The following is a 19,145-nucleotide window of genomic DNA, read 5'->3' as shown; positions in this document are numbered from 1 at the left end:
TCCGGGCTCTCCCGCCGCTCCCCGCCCCGACGCCATCCCCATGGCCGGGGACCGCGCCCCTATCGCGGCAGGGCGAAGGCCATCACCTCGTCGCCGTTGCGCGAGCGCAGGCCGCCATGCCCACCCGCTGCGATCACCACATACTGCCGCCCGTCCTGGCCGGTATAGGTGAGCGGCGTGGCATTGCCGCCGGCGGGCAGATGGGTCTCCCAGAGGGTGCGCCCGGTGCGGCCATCCAGGGCGCGGAAGGCCTGGTCCGTGGTCGCGCCGATGAAGACCAGCCCGCTGCGCGTCGCCACGCTGCCGCCCATGCTGAAGATTCCGAAGGGCAGGCCGACGGGCGCGCGCAGCCCGGCCGGGCCCATGTCCCGCGTCGTGCCGATCGGACGCTGCCAGACCACCTTGCGGGTCAGCAGGTCGATCGCCTGCATCTGCCCCCAGGGCGGCCGGACGCAGGGGATGCCGGCCGGGTTCAGCCAGGGCTCCACCACGATGGACCAGGGCGTGCCGTGCTGCGGGTTGTTGGCGAAGGGCGGCTGCGGATAGGGCTGCCCCCAGCCCGCCCAGGGCTTCACCAAGCCCTGCCGCACCGCCTCCTCATAGGGCAGCATCCGCAGCTTGAAGGGCATGAAGGTGGTGTTGATGTAGAGCAGCTTGCGCCCGGGATCGATGGTCGCGCCGTACCAGTCGGCCACGCCGTCGAAGGCAGGCCAGCCGATCGTCGGCCGCTGGCCCGGCGGGGTGAAGAGGCCGTCGTCGCGCATCCGGTGGAACTCGATGCGGCAGAGCAGCTGGTCGATCGGCGTGGCGCCCCAGATATCCGCCTCCCGCAGCTTCGGCGGGTTCAGCTGCGGCATGCCCACCGAGAAGGGCTGCGTCGGCGCGTAGCGCTCGCCCGGGATGGTGCCGCCCGGCACGGGCTGTTCCCGCACCTCCGCGAGCGGCTTGCCGTCCCGCCGGTCCAGCAGGAAGAGCTGCCCCTGCTTGGTGGTCTGCACCAAGGCAGGGATGGTCGCCCCGTCCGGTCCCGGCAGGTCCACCAGCGAGGGCCCGATCGGCAGGTCGAAATCCCACAGGTCGTGATGGACCGTCTGGAAGTGCCAGCGCTCCTCGCCCGTGCTCATGTCGAGCGCGACGAGGGAACTCGAATAGCGTTCGTCGAAGGGCCGCCGCTCCGCCCCGTAATAGTCGGGCGTGGCATTGCCCAGCGGTACATAGACGAGGTTCAGCGCCGGATCGGCGGTATAGACGCCCCAGCCGTTCGGTGTGCCGCGGGTATAGACCTCCCCCGGCGCCAGCGGCTTCGTCGCCGGCTCGCGCCCCATGTCCCAGGCCCAGGAAAGCTGCCCCGTCACCGCATCGAAGGCGCGGATCACGCCCGAGGGTTCGCCGACGCTCTGGTTGTCGTAGACCCAGCCGCTCAGCATGATCCGCCCGTTCATCACCAGCGGCGGGGACGAGATGAAATGGAAGCCCGGCGGCACCGGACCCATATCCTGCCGCAGGTCCACGAAGCCGCCCTCCCCGAAGCCCTGGCAGGGCTGGCCGGTCTCGGCATCGAGCGCGAAGAGGCGCGGCAGGTCGGAGGCGGTGGAGACGATCCGGTGCGGGCAGGCCGTGCCCGGCGGCGCATCGAAATAGGAGACGCCACGGCAGGCCTGGTACACGTTGTGGCTCATGTCGCCACCCGGCGTGAAGCGCCAGCGCAGTGCGCCGGTGGTCGCATCCAACGCGATCACCTCGCGATGCGGCGTGCAGAGATAGAGGCTGTTCCCGACCTTGATCGGTGTCGCCTCGAAGGAGAACTCGTGCCCGTTGCTGTTCTCCCCCTGCCGCGGCATGTCGCCGGTGGAGAAGGACCAGGCCTGCTTCAGCCCCGCGACATTCTCCGGCGTGATCTGCGTCAGCGGCGAGAAGCGGTCGCCGGCCGGGGTGCGGCCATAGAAGCGCCAGTCGTCACTGGCGGCCGCCGCTTCCGTTCCGGCGCCGGCCTGCTGCCAGCCTGTCGGATCACCGAAGGTCAGGTGGCGCTCCGCCGTGATGCGGTAGCCCGCCGCGAAGACTAGCCCGATCAGCATGGCGCAGGCGGCCATGCCACCCCAGGCATGGCGGCGGGCGGCGCGGGGCTCCATCCCGGCGGCCCGGTGCAGGCGCCCCGCGACCCAGGGACTGCAGATCCATAGCCCCAGCACGGCGGGCGCAACGAGGCGTGGGATCAGCGCCCAGCCGTAGAACCCAACCTCCCACAAGGCCCAAAGGGTGGTCCCCACGAGCAGCAGCACATAGAGCCAGAGACCGGCGACGCGGGCGGTGGCGATCAGCATGCCGCTCAACAGCATCGCCAGCCCGGCCACGAGGTAATAGGGGGAGCCACCCAGCACGAGCAGCCATCCGCCCAGGCCGCCGATCCCCAAGCCTAGCAGGCCGAGGACAATGCCGGTGACGGTCAGCAGGGCCGTGCCACGCCGGGGCGTATCGGACCTCATCGGCCGATCCCCGCATCGGCTTCCCCGGTAGGGCGCCACGATCCGGGCTGGAACGATGGGGTGGGAGGCTGGGGCATGGGAAGGTCCTGGACTGGAGCCGGCATGCGCATGCCGGCATGCGCATGCCGGCCGACCGGAGGCGGTAGCGGCGTAAGCACAAGCCCCGCCCGTGGTTTCCGGATGGACCAAATGTATGGTGGCCGGCCCCGGGGCCGGGCGAAACCACTCCGCGGCCCCTCCCTTCAGCGGAGCCGCACGCCCTCGCCGCCCGCCGCGTCGCGTTCCAGGATGACGATCCCCGCTTCCTCCAACGCCCGGCGGATGGCCGTGCCGGTGGAACGCTGGAGTTCGTGCTGCCCGCCCTCGAAGCCGCGCACGGTGCTGCGGCTGACCTCCGCCCTTTCGGCGAGGTCATCCTGCGTCCAGTCCAGCAGGGCGCGCGCGGCACGGCATTGCCCGGAGGTCAGTGTCATCCCAACTTGTAGATGGGATGCGGATTTGCCGCGTCAATATCACCCAAAAAGGTTGAAACGGCTTACAATCACTCCATCTTGTGACCGTCCATAGCATACAACCGGAAGGGGGAGAGCCGTGCCGCACCACACGCCGCTCATCGCGACGATCAGTGTCGGCCTCGTGCTGGCCTTCGCCTTCGGCCTCCTCGCCCACCGGCTGAAGATCTCTCCGCTGGTGGGCTACCTGATGGCCGGCGTCGCCGTCGGCCCCTTCACCCCCGGCTTCGTCGCCGATGCCGAGCTGGCCGCGGAACTCGCCGAGATTGGCGTCATCCTCCTGATGTTCGCGGTGGGGCTGCATTTCTCGCTGAAGGACCTGATGTCGGTCCGCAACATCGCCGTGCCCGGCGCCGTGGTGCAGATCGCCGTCGCCACGCTGATGGGCATGGCCTTGGCCTGGGCCCTGGGCTGGAGCCTCCAGGCCGGCATGGTCTTCGGCCTCGCCCTGTCCGTCGCCAGCACCGTGGTGCTCACCCGTGCCCTGGGCGAAAGGCGCCTGCTGGAGACCGAGCGCGGGCGGATCGCGGTCGGCTGGCTGGTGGTGGAGGATCTGGTGATGGTGGTGGCGCTGGTGCTGCTGCCGGTGGTCGGCCAGATCTCCGCCGGCGGCAGCGTCTCGGCCGGCGAGGTGGCCACGATCCTCGGCATCACCCTGGCGAAGGTCTCGGCCTTCGTCGCGGTGATGCTGCTGGTGGGCCGCCGCGTCATTCCGATGATCATGCACTACGTCGCCCATACCGGCTCGCGCGAGCTGTTCCGGCTTGCCGTCTATGCGCTGGCGCTCGGCGTGGCGGCGGGCGCGGCCTCGCTCTTCGAGGTTTCCTTCGCCCTGGGTGCCTTCTTCGCCGGCATGGTGATGGCGGAAAGCCAGCTTTCCCAGCGCGCGACCGAGGAGGCGCTGCCCTTGCGCGACGCCTTCGCGGTGCTGTTCTTCGTCTCGGTCGGCATGCTGTTCGACCCGAAGGTGCTGGTGGAGGCGCCCTGGGCGGTGCTCGGCACCATCGCCATCATCGTGCTGGGCAAGTCCGCCGCCGCCTGGATGATCGTGCGCGCCTTCGGCCATCCCAACGGCACCGCCGTCACCATCTCCGCCAGCCTGGCGCAGATCGGCGAGTTCTCCTTCATCCTGGCCGGCCTGGGCGTCAGCATGAAGCTGCTGCCGGAGGAAGGGCGCGACCTGGTCCTGGCCGGCGCCATCCTCTCGATCTTCCTGAACCCCTTCATCTTCGCCCTGGCCGAGCGCCGCCCTGCCCGCCGCTATCCGAAGGAGGAGGTGGCCGTTGCCGTCCCGGCCGACGCCTCGGCGATGGAGCGGGTGCAGGAGGAGATCCCCGGCCCCGGCGAGCAGACGGCGACCACCCTGGCCGACCACGACGTGCTGATCGGCTATGGCCGCGTCGGCCGGATCGTCGGCGACGGGCTGCTGGAGGCGGGCCGGCCGGTCCTGGTCTTCGACGACCGGGAGGATTCGCTGGAGCGCGCCCGCGCCGCCGGGGCGGAGGTGATCGAGGGCAATGCCGCCGATCCGCAGGTCCTGGCCCTGGGCAACATCGCCGGTGCCCGCCGCCTCTTCGTCACCGTGCCGGAGGCCTTCGAGGCCGGCCAGGTGGTGGAACAGGCCCGTGCGCTGAACCCGCGGCTGGAGATCGTGGCCCGGGCGCATTCCGACGCCACGGTGGAGCACCTGTCCCGGCTCGGCGCGAACCTCGCCGTGATGGGCGAGCGCGAGATCGCGCGGCGCATGCTGGAGGCGGCCCTGCCGGAGGATTCCGAGCTCGCCGCCGCCGAGCAGGCGGCCGGGCTGCTCCCCGTCCCGCGCCAAGCCGTGGCCCAGACACTGGACGAGGCCCTGAACCGGGCGCCGGACCGGGATGCCGGGCCGGCCCCGGACCGCGCCGCGAACCAGACGGCCGGGTGACACGACGCGGGGTTCACATCCGCTCCTTGATGCCGCGCCGGATCAGCCACCAGTTCACCGGATAGGTTGTGGCGAAGCCCACCACCATGGCGCCCTGCATCATCAGCCAATAGGCCCAGGCGGAAGGCTCCAGCCCCGGCAGGGCCTGGGCCGCCAGCGCCATGACCGCGAACATGCCGGCCTGATAGGCCAGCAGGGACAGCGTATCGATCTTCACCGCCGCCACCAGCCCGCGCATCGGCGCGACGGCGAGGTACTGGAACAGGATGCCGAAGAGATAGGCCAGCACGAAGGAAAGCCCGAGTCGGCCGAACAGCAAGGAGCCGAACAGCGTCACCCCGACGGCGGCGGCCAGCCCTTCCGCCAGGATGTCGCCCAGCGCGCAGCCCGCCCCGCAATGCGTGGCGCCCTTGAACACCGCCTGCCACATCGGGCTTCGAGAGGCCCCGTGAGAGCCGTGCCGCATGGCGTGGTGGTCCATCGGGCGGTGTTCCGCCCGTGACCCGCCCGGGGAATGATGCGCGGCGGCCTCCCCGCCCCGGGCCTCTCCCTGCGGCCGCGCCCGCCCGAACCAGCCGTAGAAGACCAGCCCCAAGGGACCCCAGTAGAGCATGGTGAGCGGCCAGACCGCCTCCATCACCCCCATGGGCTGGCGCCGACCGAGGAGCAGGATGTCCAAGAGGACCGCCAGCGCGGCCAGCACCGACAGGCCGATATGGAGTGCGGCGAGGGTATTCAGCCAGTCCGGGACCACGATGCCTCCTTGGCGTGCCGGAATCTGGCCGTTAGCTCCCACCCCCCAGGGGAAGGTTTCAGGAAGGTTTCAGGAAGCTTCAGGAAGGTTCCGGGGAGGGTCGCGCGGGGTGGAGCCGCACGGGTGGCCCGGCTGCCCACGAAATGACCGATCTGGCCATGCCGGCGGCGTATGGGCGGCGGGAAGGGCGGGTTCAGTAGCCCTGGATCATCAGCGCCAGTTCCGCCAGACCCCAGGATGCCAGCAGGCCGAGCAGCCCGGCCATGACGGCCTCCTGGAACACCAGCGGCAAGGGGCGGCGGCGGGTCGCCGAGACACAGGGGGAAGAGGCTGGGCCATGCCCCGATCATGCACGAACAAAACGTGAACACAATGGAAAAATGCCGGAAGGGCACCTGGCCTCCAGCCCGGTTCCCGGCTCCGGAAGCGGCGCCGGGCCGATGATGATGCGAAATATCGTGCTGCCGGCCAGGAACACGCACCGTCCCACTTTTCCGGCACGTGCCTTGCTGTACGCTCATACCATGGTCGCCAAAGCCTTCGACGAAATGAACGCTGACGGGGAGATCAGGCCGCCCTATGCGGGCCTGGCTCGCTACCTCGACAAGCACGGGCCCGGAGCCCTGGACGCCAAGAGACGGGAAGCCGAGGTGCTGTTCCGCCGCATCGGCGTCACCTTCGCCGTCTATTCGGACGGCGGCGACCCCGAGCGGCTGATCCCCTTCGACGTCCTGCCGCGCATCCTCGCCCGCGCCGAGTGGGACCGGCTGGCAGCCGGGCTGGAACAGCGGGTCAAGGCGCTGAACGCCTTCCTGCAGGACATCTACAACGGGCAGCGCATCCTGGAGGAAGGCGTGATCCCCTCCGCGCTGGTGCTGGAGAACGAGGGCTACCGGAAGGAGATGACGGGCTTCACCCCGCCCGCCGGGGTCTGGACGGTGATCTCCGGCATCGACCTCGTGCGCACCGGCCCGGACGCCTTCTTCGTACTGGAGGACAACTGCCGCATCCCCTCCGGCGTCTCCTACATGCTGGAGAACCGGGAGGCGATGATGCGCCTCCTGCCGCAGCTCTGCGCCGCGCACCGCATCGCGCCGGTGAGCCACTACCCCGAGGAGCTGCTGGAAACGCTCAAGGCCATCGCCCCGGAGGATGCCGGCGACAGCCCGACCGTGGTGGTTCTCACCCCCGGCCCCTACAACAGCGCCTATTACGAGCACTCCTTCCTGGCCGACGAGATGGGCGTGGAACTGGTCGAGGGCCACGACCTCTTCGTCAAGGACGACACGGTCTTCATGCGCACCACCGCCGGGCCGCAGCGGGTGGACGTGATCTACCGCCGCGTGGACGACGAGTGGATCGACCCCGAGGTCTTCCGCCCCGACAGCGCGCTGGGCGTGCCCGGGCTGATGCGCGCCTACCGCGCCGGCACGGTGGCGCTGGCCAACGCCCCCGGAGCCGGGGTGGCCGACGACAAGGCCGTCTATCCCTATGTGCCGGAGATGATCCGCTTCTACCTGAACGAGGAGCCGATCCTGCAGAACGTGCAGACCTTCATGTGCTCCCGCGACGATGACCGCGCCCATGTGCTGACCAACCTCGACAAGCTGGTGGTCAAGCTCGCCCGCGGCTCCGGTGGCTACGGCATGCTGGTCGGCCCGCATGCGACCGAGGCGGAGCGCGAGGAGTTCGCCGCGCGCATCCGCGCCCGGCCGGAGGACTACATCGCCCAGCCGACGCTCGCGCTGTCCACCGTGCCGACGGTGACGGAGGATGGCCAGCTCGCTCCCCGCCATGTCGATCTCCGCCCCTTCGTCCTGATGGGCAAGGAGGTCCGCATGGTGCCCGGCGGCCTGACCCGCGTGGCGCTGCGCGAAGGCTCGCTCGTGGTCAATTCCTCCCAGGGCGGTGGCACCAAGGACACCTGGGTGGTCGAGGACCGGATGGTGCAGCAGATGGGGCCGCGCGGCATGACCCAGTCGATGGGAGGCATGACGCAGTCCATGGCGCCGATGCCGCCGCTCTTCCCGCCGCCCGCGCCTCCGGGCGCGACGGAGGATCAGGCCTGATGCTCGCCCGCACCGCCGACAGCCTCTTCTGGCTGGCCCGCTACAACGAGCGCGCCGGCAACCTCGCCCGGGCGCTCGCCTCCAGCCTGCGCATGGCCTCGCTCACCACCATGGACGGGGAGGACGGCGAATGGCGGCACCTCCTCGTCGCCTCCGGCACCGACACCAGCTTTCGCGGCCGCTACGAGGAATGCTCCGGCCGCGCGGCGGTGGAGTGGCTCACCCTCGACACCGGCAACCCCTCCTCCATCGCCTCCTGCCTGGAGGCCGCCCGCCGCAACGCCCGCACCGTCCGCACGGCGCTGACCGTGGACATGTGGGAAGCGGTGAACGACACCTGGATCGCGCTGCACCGCCTGGGCTCGGACGCCGTGCAGGACGACCAGCTCCCCGGATTCCTGGACTGGGTGAAGTCCCGCACCCTGGCCTTCAACGGCGCCGCGGCGGACACCATGCTGCGCGACGACGCCTGGCGCTTCACCCATCTCGGCACCATGCTGGAACGCGCCGACAACACCGCGCGCCTGCTGGACACCCGCCACATCCTCTTCGGCCCGCAGCATCCGGAACACCACCTGCAATGCCAGGCGGTGCTGCGCTCGCTCTCCGCGCTGCGCGCCTACCAGTACATGTACCGCTCGCGGATCGAGCCTTCCCGCGTCGCCGAACTCCTGCTGCTGCGGCGGGAGATGCCGCGCTCGCTGCGCTTCTGCTACATGCGGCTCGACCGCACGCTGGCGGATATCGAGGCGGAGGAGACGCTGATCTGCGGCGATTGCCGCACCATCTCCTCGGGCCTTCTCGCCCGCGTCAGCGGCAGGCCGGTCGCGGACATCCTAACGCCCGGACTGCACGGCTTCCTGACCGCGGCGATCAACGAGCACACCCGTCTCGGCGCCGAGATCAGCCGCTGCTTCCTCAACGGCTGATCCGGAAGGACGCGGGAGCATGACCTATTGCGTCGGGCTTTTCCTCCGCCAGGGGCTGGTCATGCTCTCGGACACCCGCACCAATGCGGGCGTCGATAACATCGCCACCTTCTGCAAGAACTACGCGGTCAGCGTGCCGGGGGAGCGCATGCTCTGCCTGCTTTCCTCCGGCAACCTCGCCATCACCCAGGCGGTCTGGAACCGGCTGCAGGAAGGCGTCTTCCTGGAGGGCCAGCGCCAGACCCTGCTCACCGTCTCCTCCATGTTCCAGGCGGTGCAACTGGTCGGCGCCGCCGTCCGCGCCATCTACGCGACGGACGGGCCCAGCCTCTCGGCGCACCGGGTGGGCTTCTCCGTCTCCCTGATGCTGGGCGGGCAGATCGCGGGCGGGCCGATGCGGCTCTACCTCGTCTATGCCGCCGGCAACTTCGTCGAGGCCACGCCCGACACGCCCTTCCTGCAGATCGGCGAGACCAAGTATGGCAAACCCATGCTGGACCGGGTGCTGACGCACGAGACCGGGCTGGTGGACGGCATCAAGCTGACCCTGATCAGCATGGACGACACGCTGCGCTCCAACCTCACCGTCGGCCTGCCGCTGGACCTGCTGGTCTATGCGGAAGGCAGCCTGCGGATCGGGCTGCAACGCCGGATCAACGAAGACGACCCCTATTTCCGTGCCCTGCGCGAGAACTGGTCCAGCCGCCTGCGGGACACCTATGCCAGCCTGCCGGTGCCGGACTGGCTTCCAACCGGCGAGCCGCCGCCCATCCCGAGCTGAGGCGCCACGAGGCTCCCCGGGCGCGCGGCAGCTTTTCTTCTTTGTTTCGCAACCACCGGCTGCTAGGGCGAAAGGTGATGACGCCCGCGAGCAGCCAGCCGACGCCTCCGCGCCGGCGACGAGACGCGGCGTTCCCGAGCGGTATGCCGCGGAGCGCCCATCACGCCAGGATCGAGGGACGATCCCTGGCCCACCGAGGCAGCGGCCTGAAGGCCCGCGGTGCCCTGGCGCTTGCCAGCGGATTGCTGCTGGCCGCGCCGGCCGCCCAGGCCAGGCCGGCGGAAAGCAAGCCGCCCCGGTCGGAACGCCCGGTGCGGGAAACCGGAGGCAGCCCGCGCGCCGCCTGCCTGTCGGCGGCACGGGAGGCGGAGGCCCGGAACGGCCTTCCTCAGGGCCTGCTGGTGGCAGTGGCGCTGGCGGAGTCCGGGCTGCACGCCTATGCGCTGAACATCGGCGGCCGCTCCTATTTTCCCGATACCTCCGAGGCCGCCCGGCGCCTCGTGGCCGGCGCCCGCCCCGGCCAGCCCATCATGGCCGGCTGCGTGCAGGTGAATGCCCGGGTCCATGCCGCGCGCTCCGACTGGCCGCTCGACCCGGCCCGCGCCACCGACTGGGCGGCCCGCCATTTGCGCGCCAAGTACGACAGCACCGGCGACTGGGGTGATGCGATCCGGGCCTGGAACGGCGGCAGCCCCCGTACCCGGGACGAGCTGTTCTGCCGCGTCCAGGCGAAGCTGCAGGTGGCGAACCCGGCCTCCCGCCTGCTGGAGCGGGAGCAGTGCGGCACGCGTTTCGCCCGGGACCGCCGCAGCGGTGCGGCGCTGCTGGAGGTAGCCGAGGCGGGGGATCGCTGAACCCACGGCCGCCTTGCGGGAAGATTACGAAAACCACCAAGGATTTTCTCGCATAAAGTGTTAATCATGCCCTTCCAGACAACCTGGAATGAGCAAGATACCCGAATGCATGATTCCAGTTGGATCCTGTCGCTCTTCGGCGCCTTTGTGCTCGGCTGGCTGGCGCTGCTGGGTTTGCGTATCCGACGCCCTGTCACGCTGAAAGCCGATGGCCAGGGCGGCATGGTTTCCGGTGGCCGCCTGCGCACGACCGCGACGCCCTTCGACGATTCCGAGCCCCAGGGCACGCTTCTGGCCGACCATCTCGAACTGCCCGTCGTGCTGCACTATGCGCGCCCCTCCGGGGCCGTGGATGTGGTGGAAGCGCGGATCGGGCGGCTCTTCGGCCATCACGACGGCAAGGGCCTCCGGATCGGCAGCCTGCAGACCCTGCCCGACCAGCCGAAGGGCTTCCGCCGCAACCTGCAGTTCTACCGGCTGCGAGGGCTGGAGGACCCGGCCACCGGGGTGGTGATGGTCGGCGATGCCGACAAGGCACACTGGCTGGCGCAGAAGGCAGGGCTGCTGAAGCCTGCCCGGGAGGCGGCTGCGGTCCGGCCGGGATAGGGCCGCCTTCGCGCATCGCCGCCTCGTTCCGGCATCCCCACCGGGCGCGACCGCGCCCCGGCCCTCCCTTCCTCCTGGCATCGCCCGGCCCGCTGTGGCGTTGTCCCCTCTCTGCCAGGACGGGCCGCCGCGTGAATTCCCCACCCCACCCCGAAAGCTGGATGCGCATTACCCCGTTGGGCCTCTATTGCGAGCCCGGCGATTTCCATATCGACCCGTCACGCCCCGTCCCCCGCGCGGTGGTCAGCCACGGCCATGCCGACCATGCGCGCCCCGGCCATGGTGCCGTGCTTGCCACGCCGGAAACCCTGGCGATCATGGAATCCCGCTTCGGCGAGGGGAATGCGGGACGCGAGCAGCAGGCGCTGGGCTATGGCGAATCCCTGACCCATCGTGGCGTGCGCGTCACCCTGGTCCCGGCCGGTCATGTGCTGGGCTCGGCGCAGATCGTGCTGGAATGGCAGGGCAGCCGCATCGTCGTCTCCGGCGACTACAAGCGCCGCCACGACCCGACCTGCGCGGGCTTCGAGCCGGTGACCTGCGACGTCTTCGTCACCGAGGCCACCTTCGCGCTGCCGGTCTTCCGCCATCCCGACGCCTCGCACGAGGTCGCCCGGCTGCTGAAGAGCCTCGCCCTCTTCCCGGAACGCGCCCATGTCGTCGGTGCCTATGCACTGGGCAAGACGCAGCGGATCATCGCCCTGCTGCGCCAGGCGGGCTACGAGCGGCCCATCCACCTGCATGGCGCGCTGTGGAACCTCTGCGCCCTCTACGAGCGCCTGGGCATCCCGCTCGGCCCGCTGGAGCCGGTGCCCAAGGGGCTCAAGCGTGGCCATCCGCCGATCCTGGCCGGCGAGATCGTTCTGGCCCCTCCCTCGGCCGAGGCCACGCCCTGGTCGCGCCGCATGGCCGATCCGGTGACCTGCGCCGCCTCGGGCTGGATGACGGTGCGCCAGCGCGCCCGGCTGCGCGGCGTGGAACTGCCGCTGATCATCAGCGACCACGCCGACTGGGATGAATTGCTGGCCACCTGCGCCGAGGTCCAGGCTCCCGAGGTCTGGGTCACCCATGGGCGCGACGACGCGCTGATCCATGCCCTGTCGCTGCGCGGCGTGCGGGGTCGCGCCCTGCACCTGATCGGCCGCGAGGAGGATGACGACGCCCCGGAGGCTGCCCCGCCGGAGGAAGGCGCGCCGTTGGAAGGCGCCCTGGAAACGGTCCCGCCGGAGACAGCTCCACTGCCCGCGGGTGGCGGCTTCGGCACGGATGCCTCGCCCGGGGATGTGGCCCGATGAGCCTGCCCGCCTTCGCCGAGCTGCTGGAGCGCCTGGTCTTCACCCCGGGCCGTCTCGCCAAGCTCGCCCTGATCCGCCGCTGGTTCGACGAGCAGCCCGATCCCGAGCGCGGCGTCGGCCTCGCCGCCCTGACCGGGGAACTGGTCTTCAGCGCTGCCAAGCCCTCGGTGATCCGCGCCCTGGTGGCGGAGCGCACCGATCCCGTGCTCCTCGCCCTGTCGCAGGACTATGTCGGCGACTTCGCGGAGACGGTGGCGCTGATCTGGCCCGAAAGGCCCGGCACCAACGCGTCGCCGCCGATGCTGAGCGAGGTGGTGGAGGGGCTGGAGCTCGCCACCCGCGCCGAGGTGCCGCGCCTCATCGAGACCTGGCTCGACAGCCTCGACAGCAACGGGCGCTTCGCCCTGATCAAGCTCGTCACCGGCGCCCTGCGGGTCGGCGTCAGCGCCCGCCTCGCCCGCGTGGCGCTGGCCGAGTGGGCGGGCCGGGGCGTGGAGGAGATCGAGGAGGTCTGGCACGGCGTCGCCCCGCCCTACATCCCGATCTTCCGCTGGCTGGAAGGGCGCGAGGCGCGGCCGGACCCCCGGGACGCCCCGGTCTTCCGCCCGCTGATGCTGGCCCATCCCCTGGAGGAGGCCGATCTCGGCGCCATCGAGGCCGCTCCGGAGGACTGGCGCGCCGAGTGGAAATGGGACGGCATCCGCGTGCAGCTCGCCGCCAGCCCGGGCGGCGTCCGGCTCTGGTCCCGCACCGGCGAGGATGTCTCGGGTGCCTTTCCGGAACTGCTGGAGGGCCTGCCTTTCCACGCCACGCTGGATGGCGAGCTGCTGGTGGTGCGCGACGGCGTCGTCGCCCCCTTCGCCGACCTGCAGCAGCGGCTGAACCGCAAGGTGATCACGCCGAAGATGCAGCGCGACTTCCCGGTCGCCGTGCGCCTCTACGACCTGCTCGTGGATGGCGCGGAGGACCTGCGCCCCCTGCCCTTCGCCACGCGGCGCGGCCGGCTGGAGGAATGGTTCACCCGGCACCGGCCGCCAGGGATGGACCTGTCACCGCTGGTCGCCTTCTCCTCCCTGCGCCACCTGGCCGAGCTGCGCGAGGGCGCCCGCGCCGCCTCGATCGAGGGGCTGATGCTCAAGCGCGCCGACAGCCCCTATGTCGCCGGCCGCGTGAAGGGGCTGTGGTGGAAGTGGAAGCGCGCGCCGCTCACCGTGGATGCCGTGCTGATGTATGCCCAGCGCGGGCATGGCAAGCGGTCGAGCTACTATTCGGACTACACCTTCGGCCTCTGGCGCGCCGCGGAGGACGGGACGGAGGAGTTGGTGCCCGTCGGCAAGGCCTATTCCGGCTACACGGACCAGGAACTGGTCTGGCTCGACCGCTGGATCCGCGAACACACCACCGGACGCTTCGGCCCGGTACGGGAGGTGGAGAAGGCGCTCGTGCTGGAGGTCATCTTCGACGCTGCGCAGCTTTCGGGCCGCCACCGTTCCGGCGTCGCCATGCGCTTCCCCCGCATCGCCCGCATCCGGCGCGACAAGCCGGCCATGGAGGCGGACCGGCTGGAAACGCTGCTGGCCATGGTGGAGAACCGGACCGAGACGGTGGACTGATCCTCGCCGTGCGCTGGCGAAGCCGGGGCGTACCAGGGTGCCAGCAGGGGCTCCGGCACGTGGTCCAGGCGGATGCGGCTCAGCGCAACCCGCTCTTCTTCTCCACCACCAGCGGCACGCGCGTGCCGGTGGGCGGGTTCAGCGCCGCCGTCCCCTCGATATCATCGTCGCGGCGTTCTTCCCGCCCCGTCGGCGCGCCCAGGTCGGCGGGGTCCGGTGTCCCGGCGGTGGCGGCGGCCAGGGCGGCCATTTCCGCCGGCGAAAGGCCGCCCGTTTCGCCCTGCGGCACGTAGTCCTGCCAGCCTGCGCCTCGCCACTCGCGGCGGCGGTCCTCCAGGTCCGCCGCGCCATGGTCACGCAACACCGCCATGGCGTGGTCGGCCTCCGCATCCTCCAGCTCGGCGGTGAGCACGATGCCGCCACGGCGGATTCCCTCCGAATAGGCGTGGCGCTCCTCGTCCGGCATGAAGAGATGGCGCAGCGAGGCCCAGAAGCCTTCCTCCTCCGCCGCATCCGCCCCGTCGGCGGCGTGCACGGCGATGCGGCGGCGGTCCAGCCCGTCCTGCTGCACCAGATGCTCGATGACCAGTTCGACATCCTCACGCCGGTCGAACAATCCCGACACGATACGGGCCATGCTGGTGTCTCCCCTGGGGCATTTCCCGGCGGTCCGGGCGTTCCGGCCGGAGGCGCGGGCGATGTTCCCCGCGCGGCCCCGTGCCACATGCCGGGGGAAACGGCCGGCCCGCGCCGTCAGTTGCGGCCCATGATCACGGCATGGCGGCCGGATGGCCGGAGCGCCTGCCATATCCGCGAACGGCGCCTGCCATATCCCATGGGGGCCTTGCCCCGGGGCGGGGCCGATGCGAATGTCCGCGCCACCCTCCCGCCCTCCCGGCAGGCCGCGGCCCTGCGCCGTGCCCCGCCCCAGGGCGGCCCGAACCCGCTGCCGGAGAGGATCCGCAATGGCCAAGATCAAGGTGAAGAACCCCGTCGTCGAGCTCGACGGGGATGAGATGACCCGCATCATCTGGGGGTTCATCAAGGACCGCCTGATCCTCCCCTATCTCGATATCGACCTGAAGTACTACGACCTCGGCATCGAGTACCGCGATCAGACCGACGATCAGGTGACGGTGGACGCCGCCAACGCCATCAAGCAGTACGGCGTCGGTGTGAAGTGCGCGACCATCACCCCGGACGAGGCGCGGGTGAAGGAGTTCGGCCTGAAGAAGATGTGGAAGTCCCCGAACGGGACCATCCGCAACATCCTCGACGGCACCATCTTCCGCGAGCCGATCATCTGCCAGAACGTGCCCCGCCTGGTGCCGCACTGGAGCAAGCCGATCGTGGTCGGCCGCCATGCCTATGGCGACATCTACCGCGCCGTCGAGATGAAGGTGCCCGGCCCCGGCAAGGTCACCATGACCTACACGCCCGAGGGCGGCCAGCCGCAGGAGATCGGCGACTTCCCGTTCAAGGGAACGGGCGTCGCGATGATGCAGCACAACCTCGGCTCCTCGATCGAGGGCTTCGCCCGCGCCTCCTTCAACTACGGCCTGGCGCGCAACTTCCCGGTCTATCTCTCGACCAAGAACACGATCCTGAAGGCCTATGACGGCACCTTCAAGGACACGTTCCAGACGATCTTCGAGAACGAGTTCAAGGCCGAGTTCGATAAGCGCGGCCTGACCTACGAGCACCGGCTGATCGACGACATGGTGGCCGCCGCGCTGAAGTGGGAAGGCGGCTATGTCTGGGCCTGCAAGAACTACGACGGCGACGTGGAGTCCGACATCGTGGCGCAGGGCTTCGGCTCGCTCGGCCTGATGACCTCGGTGCTGCTGGCGCCGGACGGCAACACCGTGGAATCCGAGGCCGCGCACGGCACGGTGACGCGCCATTTCCGCGAGCACCAGAAGGGCCGCGACACCTCCACCAACCCGATCGCCTCGATCTTCGCCTGGACGCGCGGCCTCGCCTATCGCGGCCGCTTCGACGGCACGCAGGACCTGGTGGACTTCGCCAACGCGCTGGAGCAGGTCTGCATCGAGACGGTGGAATCGGGCCACATGACCAAGGACCTCGCCATCCTGATCGGCAAGGACCAGCCCTGGCTGAACACCCAGGCCTTCCTCGCCAAGCTGGACGAGAACCTGAAGAAGAAGATGGGCTGATCCGGCCCCTCCTCGCCGGAACAGAAAGGGCGGGCGCCTCCGGGTGCCCGCCCTTTTCCGTTTCCGGGGCGGCTGCCGGGCGGGATGAAGCCTTCTTCCATCGCGTGACCGGGGCGCCCGCGCGGAAGGCGGTCCGCCACGAGGCGGGCGGGACGGGATCGGCGCTCCTCCTCCCCTGGCATGGCGGCTCTCGCCTCACAATCGGCTTAGAATCGCTCCCCTTTCCCGCCCTCGCCCGATCCCGCGGCAACAGGACGTGCCGCCAGCCGTTCATGCCCTGACGGCGCGGCCGCTCCATCGGGCCCGCGGCAGGCATCCTCGTCGGCCACGCCCTGCATCCGCGCCCGCCCTTCCCGAAGCAGCCGCAGAACGCGCCCGGCGAGCTCCACCGCATGGAACCGATGCCCGACCATGGCGAGAACAGCTATCGCGGCAGCGGCCGCCTGCCGAACCGCAAGGCGCTGATCACCGGTGCCGATTCCGGCATCGGTCGCGCCGCTGCCATCGCCTTCGCGCGCGAGGGTGCCGATGTCGCCCTGGGCTACCTGCCCAGCGAGGAAACGGATGCGCGCGAGGTGGCGAAGCAGATCGAGGCCGCCGGCCGCAAGGCCGTCCTCCTGCCGGGGGACGTGTCCGACGAATCCTTCTGCGAGAAGCTGGTGTCCGATGCCGTCGCGCAGCTCGGCGGGCTGGACATCCTGGTCAACAATGCCGGCAAGCAGACCGCGGTGAAGGCCATCGCCGACCTGCCCACCGAGCAGTTCGACGCGACCTTCAAGACCAACGTCTATGCGATGTTCTGGATCACCAAGGCAGCCCTGCCGCACATGCCGCCCGGGGCCGCCATCATCAACACGACCTCGATCCAGGCGATGAACCCCTCTCCTGCACTGCTGGACTACGCCCCCACCAAGGCCGCGATCATGAACTTCACCAAGGCCCTGGCGAAGCAGGTGGCCGAGAAGGGCATCCGCGTGAATGCCGTGGCCCCCGGCCCCTTCTGGACGCCGCTGCAACCCTCCGGCGGCCAGCCGCAGGAGAAGATCGAGGAGTTCGGCGGCCAGACCGTCTTCGGCCGCCCCGGTCAGCCCGCGGAGCTCGCCCCCGCCTATGTGCTCCTGGCCTCGCAGGAAGGCAGCTTCATGACCGGCGAGGTGATCGGCGCCACGGGCGGCAGCACGCCGTTCTGATCCGGGCTGCCCCGAAGGGCCACCCCGGAGGGCCGCCGCCGGTCGCGGCGACCCTCCGGAGGCATCGCCGCTGCCGTCGCGATCTTCCGGATGCAGCCGGCGGCGTCGCCAACGGGGAAGAACCGCCGCCCCGCCCCCTTTCCTCCCTGTCAAAGCGTGGCACTGTGCGCGTCTTGCGCCGCCCGGCCGGGCGGCCCTTCCGAGCCCAGGATGATTGCCCCATGAAGCGCCGCGACCTCGCTTCCGCCTCCCTTGCCCTTCTGGGTTCCCCGCTCCTCGCCCGCCATGCCCTGGCCCAGGGGGCTGCTGGCTCCGGCGAGGGCAAGCCGCTGGTCATGGCCATCGGCGGCGCGATCAACTCGATCGACCCGCATTTCTTCTCCGCCACGCCCAACCACACCGTCGCGAACCACATCTTCAGCCGCCTGATGGAACGCGACCGCAAGGGCAACCCGGTCCCCGGTCTGGCCCTGTCCTGGACGCCGGTCTCGGAGACCGAGTGGGAGTTCAAGCTCCGCCCTGGAGTGAAGTGGCATGACGGGCGGGATTTCACGGCCGACGACGCGATCTTCACCTTCGCCCGCGCCCGGGACGTGCCCAACAGTCCCGGTGGCCTGGGCCCCTATCTCTCCTCCATCGCCGAGGCGAAGGCGCCAGACCCGCTGACGCTGCGCGTCACCACCAGGGGTCCGGCACCGCTCCTGCCGCGCCAGTTGCAGCAGGTCCATATCGTTTCCCGCCATGTCGGGGAGGGCGCGACCACGGACCAGTACAACAGCGGCAAGGCCGCCATCGGCACCGGTCCCTACAAGTTCGTCCGCTACGTGCCCGGGGACCGGCTGGAGCTGGTGCGCAACGAGGAATACTGGGGCCCGAAGCCGGAATGGACCCAGGTGACCCTGCGGCAGATCACCAATCCCGGCGCCCGCGTCGCGGCGCTGCTGTCGGGCGATGTCGGCATCATCGACACGCCGCCGGCCAGCGACCTGCCGCGCCTGCGCAACTCGCCCCAGGTGACGGTGGAAACGGCGCCCGGCCTGCGTCTGATCTACCTGGGCCCCGACTTCTCCCACGCCACCAACCCGCCCGAGGTGACGACCAAGGACGGCAAGCCCTTCGAGAAGAGCCCGCTCCTCGACCTGCGGGTGCGGCGGGCGCTGAACATCGCCATCAACCGCCAGGCCCTGGCCGAGCGGGTGATGCAGGGCATGGCTGCCCCCACCGGGCAATGGATGCCGCAGGGCAGCTTCGGCTACGCTCCCGGCGTGCCGGTGCCGCCCTATGCGCCGGACGAGGCGCGGAAGCTGCTGGCCGAGGCTGGCTTCCCCGAGGGCTTCCGCATCGCCCTGCGCACGCCCAACGACCGCTACCCGAACGATGCCGAAACGGCGCAGGCGGTGGCGCAGATGTGGACGCGGATCGGGGTGCAGACCCGCATCGAGGCCATGCCCTGGAGCGCCTATGTCCCCCGCGCCACGCGGCAGGAATACTCCATGTGCCTTTGGGGCTGGTCGAGCAGCACCGGCGAGGGCAGCAACGTCATGAACAGCGTGCTCAGCACCTACAACAAGGAGAAGGGCCGCGGCTCCTCCAATGACGGCCGCTACTCCAATCCGGAGTTCGACGCCCTGACCGATGCGGCGCTGTCCACCATCGACGACACGAAGCGTGAGGTCCTGATCCAGAAGGGCGTGGCCATGGCGATGGGCGACGTGGCGCTGATCCCGCTCTTCATCCTCACCTATGCCTGGGCGACGCGGAAAGGCCTGGCCTATGCGGCCGGGTCCAGCGAGATGACCCTGGCCATGGATGTGCGCTCCGCCTGATCGACAGGGAGGGGCCTCTCGGCCCCTGCCCTCTTCTTGGTGCTGATTTTCGATTGCAAATCACAGCAAATACACAACCTGTGATTTATTTTATCACAGTTTGATGCCCGCCCACCTGTTCATGCGCTTTTT

At 70.1% G+C, this 19,145-nt stretch carries 15 protein-coding genes; 11 read left to right on the top strand and 4 right to left on the bottom strand.

Annotation, left to right across the window (positions count from 1 at the left end; genetic code table 11):
* Positions 1 to 59: 59 nt before the first annotated feature.
* Both CTJ15_RS23265 and CTJ15_RS23260 read right to left on the bottom strand, forming a co-directional pair.
* Positions 60 to 2,486: a membrane-bound PQQ-dependent dehydrogenase, glucose/quinate/shikimate family gene (locus tag CTJ15_RS23265; RefSeq protein ID WP_099782071.1), complete on the bottom strand. Its 2,427-nt coding sequence runs from the start codon at positions 2,484 to 2,486 to the stop codon at positions 60 to 62.
* A gap of 242 nt (positions 2,487 to 2,728) precedes the next feature.
* Entirely contained in the window at positions 2,729 to 2,959 is a 231-nt protein-coding gene (locus CTJ15_RS23260; protein WP_019459382.1) for a helix-turn-helix transcriptional regulator, read from the bottom strand.
* Between the two features lie 118 nt (positions 2,960 to 3,077).
* On the opposite strand from CTJ15_RS23260, the gene ybaL reads away from it, so the two are divergent.
* Positions 3,078 to 4,919 (top strand): YbaL family putative K(+) efflux transporter, encoded by a 1,842-nt coding sequence (gene ybaL, locus CTJ15_RS23255; protein WP_099782070.1) that lies wholly within the window; start codon positions 3,078 to 3,080, stop codon positions 4,917 to 4,919.
* A gap of 13 nt (positions 4,920 to 4,932) precedes the next feature.
* Here the strand turns inward: ybaL and CTJ15_RS23250 are convergent, their stop codons facing one another.
* Positions 4,933 to 5,673 (bottom strand): DUF4396 domain-containing protein, encoded by a 741-nt coding sequence (locus CTJ15_RS23250; RefSeq protein WP_099782069.1) that lies wholly within the window; start codon positions 5,671 to 5,673, stop codon positions 4,933 to 4,935.
* A 524-nt stretch (positions 5,674 to 6,197) separates the two neighbouring features.
* Here CTJ15_RS23250 and CTJ15_RS23245 point away from each other — a divergent pair.
* From CTJ15_RS23245 to CTJ15_RS23215, 7 genes are all read left to right on the top strand, one after another.
* On the top strand, positions 6,198 to 7,742 hold the full coding sequence (locus CTJ15_RS23245) for a circularly permuted type 2 ATP-grasp protein (RefSeq protein WP_202801164.1): 1,545 nt from the start codon (positions 6,198 to 6,200) through the stop codon (positions 7,740 to 7,742).
* The gene (locus CTJ15_RS23240) at positions 7,742 to 8,671 is read left to right on the top strand and encodes an alpha-E domain-containing protein (RefSeq protein ID WP_019459387.1); all 930 of its coding nucleotides are present in this window, start codon (positions 7,742 to 7,744) and stop codon (positions 8,669 to 8,671) included. The genes CTJ15_RS23245 and CTJ15_RS23240 overlap by 1 nt, the downstream gene beginning before the upstream one ends.
* 19 nt (positions 8,672 to 8,690) lie before the next feature.
* Positions 8,691 to 9,452: a peptidase gene (locus CTJ15_RS23235; RefSeq protein WP_019459388.1), complete on the top strand. Its 762-nt coding sequence runs from the start codon at positions 8,691 to 8,693 to the stop codon at positions 9,450 to 9,452.
* A 143-nt stretch (positions 9,453 to 9,595) separates the two neighbouring features.
* Complete coding sequence (locus tag CTJ15_RS23230) at positions 9,596 to 10,306, top strand: transglycosylase SLT domain-containing protein (RefSeq protein WP_226946039.1); 711 nt, start codon at positions 9,596 to 9,598, stop codon at positions 10,304 to 10,306.
* A 105-nt stretch (positions 10,307 to 10,411) separates the two neighbouring features.
* Positions 10,412 to 10,912, top strand: a complete 501-nt coding sequence (locus CTJ15_RS23225) for a hypothetical protein (protein WP_099782068.1) — start codon at positions 10,412 to 10,414, stop codon at positions 10,910 to 10,912.
* A gap of 161 nt (positions 10,913 to 11,073) precedes the next feature.
* Positions 11,074 to 12,207, top strand: a complete 1,134-nt coding sequence (locus tag CTJ15_RS23220) for a ligase-associated DNA damage response exonuclease (protein WP_099782067.1) — start codon at positions 11,074 to 11,076, stop codon at positions 12,205 to 12,207.
* Positions 12,204 to 13,820, top strand: a complete 1,617-nt coding sequence (locus CTJ15_RS23215) for a cisplatin damage response ATP-dependent DNA ligase (protein ID WP_193009634.1) — start codon at positions 12,204 to 12,206, stop codon at positions 13,818 to 13,820. Before CTJ15_RS23220 ends, CTJ15_RS23215 begins: the two co-directional genes overlap by 4 nt.
* Before the next feature lie 79 nt (positions 13,821 to 13,899).
* Here CTJ15_RS23215 and CTJ15_RS23210 read toward each other — a convergent pair whose 3' ends face one another.
* Positions 13,900 to 14,457, bottom strand: a complete 558-nt coding sequence (locus CTJ15_RS23210; RefSeq protein ID WP_126281949.1) for a hypothetical protein — start codon at positions 14,455 to 14,457, stop codon at positions 13,900 to 13,902.
* 328 nt (positions 14,458 to 14,785) lie between these two features.
* Between CTJ15_RS23210 and CTJ15_RS23205 the strand changes: the two genes are divergently transcribed.
* The 3 genes from CTJ15_RS23205 to CTJ15_RS23195 all read left to right on the top strand — a co-directional run bounded on the left by CTJ15_RS23205 (position 14,786) and on the right by CTJ15_RS23195 (position 19,013).
* Positions 14,786 to 15,997, top strand: a complete 1,212-nt coding sequence (locus CTJ15_RS23205; RefSeq protein WP_019459394.1) for an NADP-dependent isocitrate dehydrogenase — start codon at positions 14,786 to 14,788, stop codon at positions 15,995 to 15,997.
* A 296-nt stretch (positions 15,998 to 16,293) separates the two neighbouring features.
* On the top strand, positions 16,294 to 17,187 hold the full coding sequence (locus CTJ15_RS23200; RefSeq protein ID WP_099782066.1) for an SDR family oxidoreductase: 894 nt from the start codon (positions 16,294 to 16,296) through the stop codon (positions 17,185 to 17,187).
* Between the two features lie 221 nt (positions 17,188 to 17,408).
* Positions 17,409 to 19,013, top strand: coding sequence for an ABC transporter substrate-binding protein (locus CTJ15_RS23195; RefSeq protein WP_099782065.1), 1,605 nt, complete (start codon positions 17,409 to 17,411; stop codon positions 19,011 to 19,013).
* Positions 19,014 to 19,145: the final 132 nt, after the last annotated feature.

Origin of the sequence: Roseomonas sp. FDAARGOS_362 (assembly GCF_002754815.1) — a bacterium.
In the GTDB taxonomy this organism is placed as follows: Bacteria; Pseudomonadota; Alphaproteobacteria; order Acetobacterales; family Acetobacteraceae; genus Roseomonas; species Roseomonas mucosa.
Note: the sequence above shows the minus strand (reverse complement) of the source record. Positions and strands in the feature narration are given on the sequence as shown.